Here is a 12,709-nt window from a genome sequence, read left to right as displayed (position 1 = left end):
GGACGGGCGATCGACGGGCGATCCGGGAGACGCCGGTGAGCGCCGAACGGCGCGGCACGCGGGCGGTCCACGAGGCGCTGCCGGTGGAGATGCGGGAGGCGGTGGACGAGTTCGCCGAGCACCTGGCCCGGGTGCGTAACCGGTCCGCGCACACCGTGCGGGCGTACGTGACCGACCTGGTCTCCCTGCTCGACCACGCGGTACGGATGGGCTGTGCGAACCTGTCGGAGCTGGACCTGACCGTGCTGCGGAGCTGGTTGGCGAAGCAGCGGACGATGGGCTCGGCCCGCACGTCGCTGGCCCGCCGGGCCGCCTCCGCGCGCGCATTCAGCGCGTGGGCGTACCGAGCGGGCCGGCTCACCGCCGACGTGGCCGCCCCGCTGTCCAGTCCCCGGGCCCACCGGGAACTGCCCGCGGTCCTGCGGTCCGACCAGGCCGCCGCCCTGATGAACGCGCCTCACCCGGCCGGCGGCACCGGATCGGCGGACATCAACGGGTCGACCGCCGGCGGGGACGACGCCGGAACCGGTGACGCGGTGCTGCTACGCGACCGGGTGCTGCTCGAACTGCTCTACGGCACCGGCGTACGGATCAGCGAGGCGTGTGGGCTGGACGTCACCGACGTCGACCACGTCCGCCGGGTGGTCCGGGTCCTGGGCAAGGGCGGGCGGGAACGAGCCGTGCCGTACGGGGTGCCGGCGCAGCACGCCCTGGACGCCTGGCTGAGCCGAGGCAGGCCCGCCCTGGCCGCTCCCGCCTCCGGGGCGGCGCTGCTGTTGGGCGCGCGGGGCGGACGACTCAACCCGACCACGGCGCGCCGGGTCGTCGCCGACTACGCCGAGGCCACCGGCCTGCCCCGCACGACCCCGCACGGGCTGCGGCACTCCGCGGCCACCCATCTGCTTGAGGGCGGGGCGGATCTGCGGGCCGTGCAGGAGTTGCTGGGCCACTCCTCGCTGGCCAGCACGCAGATCTACACGCATGTGTCGGTGGAGCGGCTCCGGGCGGCGTACCGCCAGGCGCACCCGCGGGCCTGACCCTGGGTGAGACGCTAGACCTTGATCGGCTCCGTGTGCGGGATGTGGTGGTCTCGACGGGTGCCGGATAGCGCCGTCTGCGCGACATGGTGTGGATCAGGCAGCCGACTTGTACGCCGGTTCGGCAGCAACCGCTCCTGCGCGGAAGAACCGCGAGTTGATGATCCACGGCGGGCTACGATCAGCGAATGACGGTCCCGCAGCCGCCCGAGCCCATCCCCGGGGCTCGGCTGCTCTTCTCCCTCGACCCGTCGGTCAGCCATCTCAACCACGGGTCGTTCGGCGCGGTTCCGATCGGTGTGCAGCGGGCCCAGCAGCGCCTGCGTGACGAGATGGAGGCGAATCCGCTCCGTTTCTTCGCCGAGGGCCTGGTCGACCGGATCGCCCACACGCGGCGACACCTGGCCGGGTTCCTCGGGGCCGACCCGGACGGCACCGCGCTGGTGGGCAACGCGACCACCGGCGTGGCGGTGGTGCTCCAGTCGCTCGGCCTGCGCCCCGGCGAGGAGGTGCTGACCACCGACCACGGGTACGGGGCAGTCGCCCTGTCGGTGGCTCGGGAGTGCCGGCGGACCGGGGCGGAGTCCCGGACGGTGTCGGTGCCGCTGAACGCCACCGACGAAGAGATGGTCGAGATCATCCGGGCCGGCCTGCGCCCGGGACGTACCCGGCTGCTGATCGTCGACCAGATCACCTCGCCCACCGCCCGGCTCTTCCCGACGGCGGCGATCGTCGGGGTGGCCCGGGAGCAGGGCATCCCGGTCCTGGTCGACGGGGCGCACGCGCCGGGCATGCTGCCGACGACGGTGGCCTCGATCGGTGCCGACTTCTGGGTCGGCAACCTGCACAAGTGGGCGTACACGCCGCGGGGCACCGCCGCGCTGGTGGTGGCCGAGCCGTGGCGGGAGCGGATCCAACCGCTCGTCGTGTCCTGGGAACAGGACAGCGGCTTTCCCACCCGGGTCGAGTGGCAGGCGACGCTGGACTACACGTCATGGTTGGCCGCCCCGGCGGGCCCGTTCACCCTGCGCAGCCTGGGGCCGGACCGGGTACGCGCGCATAACGCCGCACTGGCCGCGTACGGGCAGCGGGTGGTCGGGGACGCGCTCGGGGTGGCGCCGTCCCACCTGCCGGAGCCCGGCGGGCCGACGGTGGCGATGCGGCTCATTCCGCTGCCGCCCGGCGTCGCCACGACGATGGACGCAGCGCGGGCGCTGCGGGCCCGGATCGCGGAACGGCTCGCCGCCGAGGTGTCGGTGGCGGCCTGGAACGGCCGGGGCTGGCTGCGCCTCTGCGGCCAGGTCTACAACACCCCGGACGAGTACGACCGGCTGGCCGTCCGCCTGCCCGTGCTGCTCGCCCAGGGCTGAGCGGCATCGACGGCCGGGACGTCGAGCGGAAGGAGCCGGACCGCGCCGAGGCCGAGCAGGGTGAGCGGGTCCAGGTACTCCTCGCCCCGGCGCAGCCCCCAATGCAGGCACGCCTCGGTCAGGCAGCCCGGATGGCCGGCGAGGAGCACGCCGATCGGGGTGCCGGCCGTGACCTGGGCGCCGACCGGCAGCCCGGGGCGTACCGGTTCGTAGGTGGTGCGTAGCCCGTCGGCGTGCCCGATGGTCATCACCGGACGCCCGGCCACCAGGCCCGCGAAGAGGACGATCCCGGTGCCGGCGGCGCGGACCTCGACGCCCGGCGTGGCGGCCAGATCGACGCCCCGGTGGCCGGGCAGCCACGGCTGCGGCGGCGGGTCGAACCGGCGTGCCGGGCGGGGCGTGCCGGCCAGAGGCCAGCCGAACCGCGGCTGGGGTTCGACGGCCGCCGCCGCGGCTGCTCTCGCGCCGCCGGAGATGGTCACCGACTCGTGCAGATCGATCGGCGGCGGGCCGAGCGGGAGCGGCTCCGCAGCAGTCGCCGCCCGCCCCGGGGCCGACGCCGACGACACCGGGGTATGGACGGGAGCCGCCGAGCGGACGGCCACGCCGGATCGAGGCGAGACGACGACCCGGCCGATCGCCGGCACCACGAGAGGCGAGACGACGACCTGGGCGGCCGCCGGGACCACGAGGGGCGAGACGACGACACGGCCGATCGCCGGGACCACGAGAGGCGGGACGCCGAGCGGGGCGGTCGCCGGAATCACGAGCAGCAGGGCGTTAAGGGCCGTGCCGGCCCGTCGCAGAAAGGTCCGCACACCCGGCACCCTGCCGTCCTCGGCGGACTCGGGCCAGCGACGGCGTCGGGCACTGTGGACGACGGTCCGGCTGTGGACAGGGCCCCGTACGCGGGGACGATCTGGTAGGGCACCGCCGCCTATGCTGGCCGCGTGACGAGGGACTGGTACGCCTGGCACGCCGACTACGAACAGCCCGGCTCTGCCCTGTCGCGGCGCCTCGCCGAGGTGCGGGTCCGGGTCCGGGAGGCGTTGGACGCGGCACCGGCGGGCCCGCTGCGGGCGATCAGCCTCTGCGCGGGCCAGGGGCACGACCTGATCCCGGTGCTCGCCGCCCATCCCCGGCGGGACGACGTCACCGCCCGCCTGGTCGAGCTGGATCCACGCAACGCCGAGGTGGCCCGCAGGGCCGCCGCCGAGGCCGGCCTCACCGGCGTGGAGGTGGTGGTCGGCGACGCGGCGCTCACCGACCGGTACGCCGATTTCGCCCCGGCGGACCTGGTCCTGGTCTGCGGGGTGTTCGGCAACATCGTCGACGCCGACGTCCGGGCCACGGTCGGGCACTGCGCGGCGCTCTGCGCCACCGGGGGCACGGTCTTCTGGACCCGGCACCGCCGTGAGCCGGACCTGGTCCCCACGATCTGCGAATGGTTCGCCGAGGAGGGCTTCACGCCGGTGGCGGTGAGCAGCCCGGCCGACGGGGTGGGGGTCGGCGTGCACCGCTTCACCGGCACGCCGCGCCCGCTGCCGCCCGGGGTGACGATGTTCGAGTTCGTCGGCGGTCGCCGCCTCGCCCGCCCCTGACCGGGTCGTGGAGGCGGCCCGGCCGGCCACTGTGGATCAAGGCGGGCCTTGCACGATGGACGGTCGGATCACGCGCCGGCCACCGCCATCGAGCCGGCCTCGACGGCGGCACGACTGCGACCTTGAGGAGCCGACCCCGGCACGTGGGCGTGGCGGCGCCGGGGCGTCACTTTCCCGAGTGCGCGGGCGACGGACGCCTCCGGGGGGCGGAACCAGCCGGTCGAGCAGCCGTGGAACCGGAGTGGCTTCGCCGAAGAACCTGGTGCGGCGGGTCGAGGTGGTGTGGTGCTGGCGGAGCGATCAGCCGTCGGCGGTGGTGGCAGGTCGGACCGGCCCGACGTCCGGCCGGGTCAGCCGCCGAATCCGGAATCCGCGGGAAGCGAGATGTCGGGCTTTTCCAGCTCTTCCACATTGACGTCCTTGAACGTCATCACCCGAACATTCTTGACAAACCGGGCAGGACGGTACATGTCCCACACCCACGCGTCGTGCATCTCGACCTCGAAGTAGACCTCGCCGTCAGAGTTGCGGACGTGCAGGTCGACCTGGTTGGCCAGGTAGAAGCGGCGCTCGGTCTCCACCACGTAGGAGAACTGGCGGACAATGTCGCGGTACTCCCGGTAGAGCTGCAGCTCCATCTCGGTCTCGTACTTTTCGAGATCTTCGGCGCTCATCGCTCTCCGCCTTCCATGACCACATCTTCCCCCACCGGCGCCGGAGGTCGCGGCTGCTCGCCCAACGCCACGCCGACGGTACCCCCTGGCGGGCCGGAGCGCTCCATCGGCTCGTCCGGGCCGCCGAACAGCGCCTCGTCCGGACCCCGGCCCGCCGGGCGCCGGGAACGCGGTGGCCGGCCGTCCCGCCCGGAGACGGTCGCCACGTTCACGTACGAGAAGCGATGCTCCCGGCAGGGCCCGAGCTCCCGCAGCGCGGCGGTGTGCTCCGGCGTGATGTAGCCCTTGTGCTCGCCGAAGCCGTAGCCCGGATACCGCTCGTCCAGCTCAATCATGATCCGGTCCCGGGTGACCTTGGCCAGCACGCTGGCCGCCGCCACGCAGGCGGCCACCCGGTCTCCCTTCCAGACCGCCAACCCGGGCACGTCCAGCCCGTCGACGCCGAAGCCGTCGGTCAGCACGTACTCCGGACGGGTGGCCAGCGATGCGAGCGCCCGGCGCATCGCGGCCAGGTTGCACACGTGCAGCCCCCGCGCGTCGACCTCCTCGGCGGGGATGACCACCACCGCGTACGCCAGGGCCCGGGCCACCACCTCGTCGTAGATCCGCTCCCGGCTGGCCGGGGTGAGCAGCTTGGAGTCGGCCAACCCCTCGATCTCGCCGCGCCGCCCCTCGGGCAGCACCGCCGCGGCGGCCACCAGCGGGCCGGCGCAGGCACCCCGGCCGGCCTCGTCGGCGCCGGCCACATGCCGGAAGCCCCGCCGTTGCAGGGCCCGTTCCAGGGCGTAGAGGCCACCGTCGCGGCGCACCACCGTACGCGGAGGCGTCAGCACGACACACCTCCGGCGAGCAGCCGGGTGAGCCGCTCGGGCAGATCCAACGGGTAGTAGCGCTCGGCGGTCGCGGCCAGCTCCGCCACCGACCACCACCGGTGCCCGGACACGCTGGCCCGCTCGATCTCGTCGAAGCCCGCCGTGTCGACCTCCCAGGACGGGACCCGTACCAGGAAGAACTCCTGCTCCTGGCGGTACCAGACGCCGTCGAACGGGAATTCCACCGTCTCCGCCCAGACGGGCACGCCAAACGCGACCGGGGCCAGCCGCAGCCCGGTCTCCTCGGCCAGCTCCCGGGCCGCGCCCTCGGCGGAACTCTCCCCCGGGCGCAGGCCGCCGCCAGGGGTGAACCAGTAGGCGCGCCCCGGCTGCCCCGGGTCGGTGCCGGCGAAGAGCAGCACCCGGTCGGACGCGTCGACGAGCAGCACACGAGCCGCGCGACGAGGGGTGTAGACGGTCACCGCCCCAGCCTGCCAGACGCGTCCGACGAACGACCACGCCGTCCGGGGTCAGGGATTGGGGATCCCGTCGAACTGCTTCGGCACGGTGAGCCAGGTCGCCCGGCTGGGCGGCCAGAAGATCGTGAAGGCCCGGCCGACCACCCGGTCCTCGGGGATGGTCGCCTCGTTGATGTCCTCGCCGGACTGCTGCCAATGCTCCAGGGAGTCGCCGGAGGCCTCCCGGTGGTCGCCCATCACCCAGAGCCGCCCCTGCGGCACGGTGATGTCGAAATCCTGGTCGGCCGGCTTGTTGCCGGGGAAGACGAAGGGCTCGTCGATCGGTTTGCCGTTGATGACCAACCGCTCCTGCGGGCCGGTGCGGTCACAGCAGACCACGTGGTCGCCGCCGACGCCGATCACCCGCTTGATGAAGTCCTCGCCCTGCGGGTTCCCGCTCCAGGAGGTGGGCGCCTTGAAGACGATCACCTCGCCCCGGTGCGGCGAGCGGAAGTCGTAGACCAGCTTGTTGACCAGCACCCGATCGTCGATCTTGAGAGTGTTCTCCATGGACGGCGACGGGATGAAGAAGGTCTGCAGCACGAAGGCGCGTACCAGCACTGCGACCAGGATCGCCACGCCCAGGAGGATGGGCAGCTCCTTCCAGAAGGAGCTGCGCGGCTTTTCGGTCTGCTCGTCGATCACGGGTGGAGCCTACGTTGCCGGGCAAGGCGCGGTCGCCCTGAACGCGCGAGAACGGAGAGCGCGGCTGTGACCGGAATGATCAGGACCACACCGCCCACCGGGTCGGAATCCACCGGAGCCGGCCGGGCCGGCGCCGCGTTCGCATGTGGCAGGTCGGCGAAGGTCTGCGGGACGGGCAGGGTGGCCCATCGTTGCGACGGCCACACGACCATGAAGGCCCGACCGACCACGTTGCTGATCGGCACCGGCCCCTGGCACCGGGCGTCCTGGGAGACCAGCCGGTGATCACCCATCACGAAGATCTGCCCCGGCGGTACGACCACCTCGGTGAACTGCCGGGAGCGGCACTCCCTCGCGTTCGGCGGCAGCTCGACCGGCGAGTCCTCCCATACGTACGCCGACTCGTCCAGCGGTACGCCGTTGACCATGACCCGGCCGGTCGCCGGGTCGCAACAGGAGATCCGGTCACCGGGGACGCCGATGACCCGCTTGATGAAGTCCTTCTCCCCCGGGCGGCTGATCCCGACCAGGTCGCCCAGGGTCCGGCCGACCCGGCCGAGGAAGTTGGTCGGCGGCGCCGGCGCCTCCTGGGCCACCCACCGATCGGTGCCCCGGAAGACCACCACCTCGCCGCGGGCCGGCTCGCGGACGTCGTAGACGACCTTGTTGACCAGCACCCGGTCGCCGATGAGGAGGGTGTTCTCCATCGACCCGGAAGGGATGAAGAACGCCTGGAACAGAAAGGTGCGGATCAGCACCGCCAGGCAGAACGCGACGACCAGCAACAGCGGCAGTTCCTGCCAGAGGGGCAGTTGCCGCCGACCGCGCCGGGACCGCCGGCGCAATGGGTCGACGGTGCCGTCCTCGTCAAGCATCTGCACCATGCCACTCTCCGGTCCGCAGAAACGACACTACCGCCCGGGAGCCTCCCCAGAGACCCCACGGGCGGTAGTGGACCGCTGTGCCACCGCGAGCGAGCGCGGCGCGCCGCTCCCCTGCGCCCGTACGACCAGGGTAATGCGCTCCGATCGATACGGCATCCGCGCAGCTCAGGCGGCGTGGCGAGCGGAAATTCAGCTCGCCGGCTGCTTCTCGCGCAGCTCCTTGATCTTGGCCTTCTTGCCGCGCAGCTCGCGCAGGTAGTAGAGCTTGGCGCGGCGCACGTCACCGCGGGTCACGACCTCGATCCGGTCGATCGCCGGGCTGTTCACCGGGTAGGTCCGCTCCACACCCACACCGAAGCTGATCTTGCGGACCGAGAAGGTCTCGCGCAGACCGTCACCCTGGCGGCGGATGACGACGCCCTGGAAGATCTGGACCCGGGACCGGTTGCCCTCGACGACGCGGGCGTGCACCTTGACGGTGTCACCGGCCCGGAAGTCGGGGATGTCAACGCGCTTCGACTGGGCGTCAAGGGCGTCCAGGATGTTCATCGCTGCGTCCTCGTAAGGCTCACGGCGCACCGTCAGTCGATGCGCGAATGGGTGATTCTGACCCCCGGGTGGTGGCCGGTGACGCCGGCCCCGGTCGAGGGTCCTCGCAGCCGCCCACGGCGTGGACGGATGCGGCAACCCCTCTACTTTGCCACATCCCCCGACGGCGGCTGAAATCCACCCCGGTCCAGGGCCGCCCGGTCCCGCTTGTCCAGGCTCTCGGGGGCAGTGCGGCGATCATGTCGGGGCGGCGGGCGGCGGTACGCAGCAGCGACTCGTCGCGCCGCCAGCGGGCGATCCGCCCGTGGTCGCCGGAGCGGAGCACCTCCGGCACCTCGTGCCCGCGCCAGGTCGCCGGCTTGGTGTACATCGGCGCCTCCAGCAGCCCGTGGGCGTGCGACTCCTCGTCCAGCGAGCCGGCGTTGCCGAGCACCCCGGGCAGCAGCCGGGTGACCGCCTCCAGGATCACCAGCACCGCCACCTCGCCGCCGAAGAGCACGTAGTCGCCGAGGGAGACCTCGGTCACCCGCATCCGGGTCGCCGCGTGGTCGAGCACCCGCTGGTCGATGCCCTCGTACCGGCCGCAGGCGAAGAGCAGGTGCGACTCGGCGGCCAGCTCGTGCGCCAGGGCCTGGGTGAACCGGACGCCGACCGGGGAGGGCACCAGCAGCCGGGGTTCCGGTTCGCCGTCCGCGCCCGGAACGAGGGCGTCCAGGGCCTCGCCCCACGGCTCCGGCCGCATCACCATGCCGGGCCCGCCGCCGTACGGCGTGTCGTCGACCGTGCGGTGCACGTCGTGCGTCCAGGTCCGCAGATCGTGTACGGCCAGCCGCAGCGTGCCGTTCGCCCGGGCCTTGCCGATCAGCGACAGGTCCAGCGGGGCGAAGTACTCGGGAAAGATCGACACGATGTCGACGCGCATGAGGGGCTGACTCCAACTACAGGTCGAGCAGGCCACCGGGCGGATCGACGACGACGCGACCGCCGGCGAGATCCACCTCGGGCACGATCGCCTTGACGAACGGGATCAGCGCGGTACGCCCCTCGGGGCGCCGCAGCACCAGCAGGTCGGAGGCGGGGGCGTGGTCGATGCGGGCCACCTCGCCCAGCCGCTCGCCGGCCGGGGTGACCACGGCGAGGCCGACCAGCTGGTGGTCGTGGAACTCCTCCGGGTCCTCCGGCGGGGCGACGTCGGCGCTGTCCACCCCGACCAGGGTGCCGCGCAGCGCCTCGGCGACGTCGCGGTTCAGCACGCCCTCGAACGCGACCAGCATCCGGCCCTGGTGCCACCGGGCGGACTCGACGGTCAGCTCCGCCGGCACCCGGTAGGCCCCGGGCGCCGCGGGCGTGACCGCCCCGGGCGTGGTGCGCAGCACCATGCCCGGGGCGAACCGTGCTTCGGGCTCGTCGGTCCGCACCTCCACGGTGACCTCACCGCGGATCCCGTGCGGCTTACCGATCCTGCCGACGACGAGAAGCATCAGTACGAGTCGACGATGTCGACGCGTACTCCGCGCCCGCCGATGGAGCCGATCACCTGGCGCAGCGCCTTGGCGGTCCGGCCGGACCGCCCGATCACCGTGCCGAGGTCCTCCGGGTGCACACGGACCTCAAGCCGCTTGCCCCGACGGGAGTCGACCATCCGCACCCGGACGTCGTCCGGGTGGTCGACGATCCCCTTGACCAGGTGCTCCAGGGCGGGACGCAGCGCCATGTCAGGCCTGCTCGCCGGACTCGACACCGGTCTGCTCCTCGGCCTTCGGCGCCTCGGCCTCCGGCTTCGCGGCCTTCTTGGCCGGCTTGGCCGGGGTCTCCGCGAGGCCGGCGGCGGCCTTCGCCTCGGCCTCGTACGCCGCCTTGCGGTCGGCCCGCTCCGCCGCGACCTTCAGCGGCGGCGGGGCCGGCAGGCCCTTGAACTTCTGCCAGTCACCGGTCAGCTCCAGCAGACGCTGCACCGCCTCGCTCGGCTGCGCGCCGACGGAGAGCCAGTACTGAACCCGCTCCGACTTGACCTCGATCACCGAAGGGTCTTCCTTCGGCTGGTACACACCGACGAACTCGATCGCCCGGCCGTCGCGCTTGGTACGCGAGTCGGCGACGACGATGCGGTACTGCGGGTTGCGGATCTTGCCCATCCGCAGGAGCCGGATCTTTACGGCCACAGTTGTTTCGCTCCTGTTGCGATCTCACCGGCCCGGTACGGGCGGTGTGGCGGGTGAGCGCCGACCGGCACAGTGGGGTTGGGCCGGAGACTGCTCGGTCAACTGGCGACGCGCCCGGGTTAGAGGGCGCCGGACGCGCGCCGGATACCAGCGACCCATTCTGCCAGATCCCGCCCCGATCTCTCACACCGGACCCGGGCCGGAAAGCTCGGAGTCAACCTCCGGGTGACGTACGACACGCCTCAGCGGGCCGGCGGCCGATCCCAGCCCAGCGGAAGCTTCTCCGGTACGTCCCATTCGGCGGGCGGCACGAAGTCGCACCAGGTGCCGTCGAACGGGAACCTCCCCGCCTCGGCGAGCCGGATCACCCGCTCCCCCTCGGCGCGGACCGCCTGCTCGTCGGCCACCCAGTAGTGCTCCGGGAAGGCGAGGCGTTCGACGAACTCCTCCTCGTCCTTCCACTCCCAGCTCAGGTCCGGGTGGACGACCACGTCGAGATCCTGGTCCACCATGTCGACCCCGGCCACCGCGCCGTCGTCCCAGCGGACGCCGGGTTCCTCCAGGTTGACGTACCAGTTGCGGAACCCACCCCGGTCGTCCCGGAACCACCAGACCGAGTGCGCCACGCCGGTGGGCAGGAACTTGAGCACCGGCGGCCCGGCCCAGCGGCCCTCGGCGAGCCGGTAGCGGAAGGTGATCCACTCCGCGAACGGCATGGCCCGCATGCCCAGCCCCGCCTCGGTCACCTCGTGGGCCACCGGCGTGTCCCGGGCGACCCAGAGCAGCAGCCCCCGGTCGTCGTCGAGGACCACCCGGGCCGGCCGCACCCAACCGATCCGGCCGTTGCGGACGTTCCGGTGCATGATCAGCTGGCCCGGTTCGAACCGCACGTCATCACCCCAGTGGTTAGCAGGGGCCCCTTCCTCTACCAGAGGCGTTAAGAAGGGGCCCTTCCTTGCACCTCAGTAGGCGCGGGCGAGGATGGCGCGCAGGTCGGGCTCATCCTCGGAGTCGGGCACCGAGCCGTCGGCGCGCAGCAGGCACCGAACGGTGACGCCCTGGGCGTTCGCCTCGGCCTCGCCCTCGACACCGACCGCCGACCACGGCACCTTGGCCCAGCCGGTGGCCGCCGCCTCGATCGCCTCGGCCAGGCTGGCGACCTCGACGGTGTGGGACTGCCGAAACGCCAGGGCCTGGTCGTGCAGCGCCTGCTGGTCGGCCTCCAGCGCGGCCAGGACCGCGCCGACCACGTCGGCCACCGGCGTCGCGGCCTTCGAGCCGTCCGTACGCCGGACCACCACCGCGTTGCCGGCGGCCAGGTCACGGGGGCCGACCTCGACGCGGACCGGGTAGCCGCGCAGCTCGGCGTCGACGGCCCGGCGGCCGAACGCGGTGTCGGTGCGGTCGTCCAGCGCGACCCGGACCCCGGCGTCGCGCAGCGCGTCGTAAAGCTTTCGCGCCGCCTCGGCAGGGCCGCCAGGGCCCTCGCCGTCCTTGACGATCATCACGTACGCCTGGACCGGCGCCAGCCGCGGCGGCACCCGCAGGCCGTTGTCGTCGCCGTGGCACATGATCAGGCCGCCGAGCATCCGGGTCGAGGTGCCCCAGGAGGTGGTCCAGGCGTGCTCCCGGCCACCCTCGGCCGAGGAGAAGCTGATGTCGAACGCCTTGGCGAAGTTCTGGCCCAGCTCGTGGCTGGTGCCCAGCTGGAGCGCCTTGCCGTCGCCCATCATGCCTTCGCAGGTGTAGGTGGCGGTGGCGCCGGCGAACCGCTCGCGGGCGGTCTTCAGGCCGACCACCACCGGGATGCCGAGCACGTTGACCATCAGGTCCTCGTACGCCTCGTGCAGGATCTTGCGGGCGTAGGCCCGGGCGTCGGAACGAGTCGCGTGCGCGGTGTGCCCCTCCTGCCAGAGGAACTCGCTGGTACGCAGGAAGACCCGGGGGCGCAGCTCCCACCGGACCACGTTCGCCCACTGGTTGAGCAGCAGCGGCAGGTCCCGGTACGAGTCGATCCACTTGGCCATGAACTCGCCGATCACCGTCTCGCTGGTGGGGCGGACCACCACCGGCTCGGCGAGCTGCTTGCCACCGCCGTGGGTGACCACGGCCAGCTCCGGCGAGAAGCCCTCGACGTGCTCGGCCTCGCGCTTGAGGTAGCTCTCCGGAATGAAGAGCGGGAAATACGCGTTCTCCGCCCCGGCCGCCTTGATCCGGGCGTCCATCTCGGCCTGCATCCGCTCCCAGATGGCGTAACCGGCCGGTCGAATGACCATGGTGCCCCGCACCGGGCCGTTGTCGGCCAGCTTCGCCTTGGCGATCAGGTCCTGGTACCAGCGGGGGAAGTCCTCCGCACGGGGAGTGAGCACGCGTGCCATGAGGGCACATCCTATGCGCCGCCCGGCGGACGCCGCGATCGGGCGCGCCCGCACCGGCCACCGGTGGCGGGATCCCGGC

13 protein-coding genes and 3 pseudogenes are annotated in these 12,709 nt (G+C 72.6%); 3 read left to right on the top strand and 13 right to left on the bottom strand.

Features of this window, described 5'->3' with window-relative positions; translation table 11 throughout:
- Positions 1–89: 89 nt before the first annotated feature.
- Together GA0070604_RS06610 and GA0070604_RS06605 are read left to right on the top strand one after the other, a co-directional pair.
- Positions 90–1,037 carry a tyrosine-type recombinase/integrase gene (locus GA0070604_RS06610; RefSeq protein WP_091126941.1) on the top strand — a complete coding sequence of 316 codons (948 nt, stop codon included), beginning with the start codon at positions 90–92 and terminating at the stop codon, positions 1,035–1,037.
- Positions 1,038–1,225: 188 nt separating this feature from the next.
- Complete coding sequence (locus tag GA0070604_RS06605; RefSeq protein ID WP_091115802.1) at positions 1,226–2,407, top strand: aminotransferase class V-fold PLP-dependent enzyme; 1,182 nt, start codon at positions 1,226–1,228, stop codon at positions 2,405–2,407.
- A gap of 20 nt (positions 2,408–2,427) precedes the next feature.
- On the opposite strand, the pseudogene GA0070604_RS06600 reads toward GA0070604_RS06605, so the two are convergent.
- A pseudogene (locus GA0070604_RS06600) lies at positions 2,428–3,057 on the bottom strand (M23 family metallopeptidase); the annotation flags it as partial.
- 300 nt (positions 3,058–3,357) lie between these two features.
- On the opposite strand from GA0070604_RS06600, the gene GA0070604_RS06595 reads away from it, so the two are divergent.
- Positions 3,358–4,008: a class I SAM-dependent methyltransferase gene (locus GA0070604_RS06595; RefSeq protein ID WP_091115798.1), complete on the top strand. Its 651-nt coding sequence runs from the start codon at positions 3,358–3,360 to the stop codon at positions 4,006–4,008.
- Positions 4,009–4,358: 350 nt separating this feature from the next.
- Here GA0070604_RS06595 and GA0070604_RS06590 read toward each other — a convergent pair whose 3' ends face one another.
- The 12 genes and pseudogenes from GA0070604_RS06590 to proS form a co-directional block, all read right to left on the bottom strand.
- Positions 4,359–4,682, bottom strand: coding sequence for a DUF2469 domain-containing protein (locus GA0070604_RS06590; RefSeq protein ID WP_007075222.1), 324 nt, complete (start codon positions 4,680–4,682; stop codon positions 4,359–4,361).
- A complete protein-coding gene (locus GA0070604_RS06585; protein ID WP_091115795.1) occupies positions 4,679–5,515 on the bottom strand; it encodes a ribonuclease HII in 837 nt (278 codons plus the stop codon). The genes GA0070604_RS06590 and GA0070604_RS06585 overlap by 4 nt, the downstream gene beginning before the upstream one ends.
- Positions 5,509–5,976, bottom strand: coding sequence for an NUDIX hydrolase (locus GA0070604_RS06580; protein WP_091115791.1), 468 nt, complete (start codon positions 5,974–5,976; stop codon positions 5,509–5,511). Before GA0070604_RS06580 ends, GA0070604_RS06585 begins: the two co-directional genes overlap by 7 nt.
- A 48-nt stretch (positions 5,977–6,024) precedes the next feature.
- Positions 6,025–6,657: a signal peptidase I gene (gene lepB, locus GA0070604_RS06575; protein WP_091115788.1), complete on the bottom strand. Its 633-nt coding sequence runs from the start codon at positions 6,655–6,657 to the stop codon at positions 6,025–6,027.
- Between the two features lie 9 nt (positions 6,658–6,666).
- Positions 6,667–7,541 (bottom strand): annotated as a pseudogene (gene lepB, locus GA0070604_RS06570) (signal peptidase I).
- Between the two features lie 189 nt (positions 7,542–7,730).
- Complete coding sequence (gene rplS / locus GA0070604_RS06565; RefSeq protein ID WP_091115781.1) at positions 7,731–8,090, bottom strand: 50S ribosomal protein L19; 360 nt, start codon at positions 8,088–8,090, stop codon at positions 7,731–7,733.
- 143 nt (positions 8,091–8,233) lie between these two features.
- Positions 8,234–9,012, bottom strand: a pseudogene (trmD, locus tag GA0070604_RS06560) (tRNA (guanosine(37)-N1)-methyltransferase TrmD).
- Positions 9,013–9,028: 16 nt separating this feature from the next.
- Complete coding sequence (gene rimM / locus GA0070604_RS06555) at positions 9,029–9,571, bottom strand: ribosome maturation factor RimM (RefSeq protein WP_091115778.1); 543 nt, start codon at positions 9,569–9,571, stop codon at positions 9,029–9,031.
- A complete protein-coding gene (locus GA0070604_RS06550; RefSeq protein WP_187399607.1) occupies positions 9,571–9,831 on the bottom strand; it encodes an RNA-binding protein in 261 nt (86 codons plus the stop codon). The genes rimM and GA0070604_RS06550 overlap by 1 nt, the downstream gene beginning before the upstream one ends.
- Positions 9,806–10,252 (bottom strand): 30S ribosomal protein S16, encoded by a 447-nt coding sequence (gene rpsP, locus GA0070604_RS06545; RefSeq protein ID WP_091115769.1) that lies wholly within the window; start codon positions 10,250–10,252, stop codon positions 9,806–9,808. The genes GA0070604_RS06550 and rpsP overlap by 26 nt, the downstream gene beginning before the upstream one ends.
- A gap of 242 nt (positions 10,253–10,494) precedes the next feature.
- Positions 10,495–11,142, bottom strand: a complete 648-nt coding sequence (locus tag GA0070604_RS06540) for a ribonuclease FAU-1 family protein (protein WP_091115764.1) — start codon at positions 11,140–11,142, stop codon at positions 10,495–10,497.
- Positions 11,143–11,214: 72 nt separating this feature from the next.
- A complete protein-coding gene (gene proS, locus GA0070604_RS06535) occupies positions 11,215–12,630 on the bottom strand; it encodes a proline--tRNA ligase (RefSeq protein WP_091115761.1) in 1,416 nt (471 codons plus the stop codon).
- Between the last annotated feature and the right edge of the window lie 79 nt (positions 12,631–12,709).

The sequence above is a fragment of the Micromonospora eburnea genome, assembly GCF_900090225.1.
GTDB classification, from domain to species: domain Bacteria; phylum Actinomycetota; class Actinomycetes; order Mycobacteriales; family Micromonosporaceae; genus Micromonospora; species Micromonospora eburnea.
The sequence above is the reverse complement of the archived record's forward strand: the minus strand, read 5'-3'. Positions and strand labels throughout refer to the sequence as shown.

What these genes read in the sequence shown, in the direction of transcription:
- rplS (WP_091115781.1), bottom strand. Translation starts at nt 8,090, where the DNA reads ATGAACATCCTGGACGCCCTTGACGCCCAGTCGAAGCGCGTTGACATC.
- GA0070604_RS06610 (WP_091126941.1), top strand. Translation starts at nt 90, where the DNA reads ATGCGGGAGGCGGTGGACGAGTTCGCCGAGCACCTGGCCCGGGTGCGT.
- rimM (WP_091115778.1), bottom strand. Translation starts at nt 9,571, where the DNA reads ATGCTTCTCGTCGTCGGCAGGATCGGTAAGCCGCACGGGATCCGCGGT.
- GA0070604_RS06605 (WP_091115802.1), top strand. Translation starts at nt 1,226, where the DNA reads ATGACGGTCCCGCAGCCGCCCGAGCCCATCCCCGGGGCTCGGCTGCTC.
- GA0070604_RS06590 (WP_007075222.1), bottom strand. Translation starts at nt 4,682, where the DNA reads ATGAGCGCCGAAGATCTCGAAAAGTACGAGACCGAGATGGAGCTGCAG.
- proS (WP_091115761.1), bottom strand. Translation starts at nt 12,630, where the DNA reads ATGGCACGCGTGCTCACTCCCCGTGCGGAGGACTTCCCCCGCTGGTAC.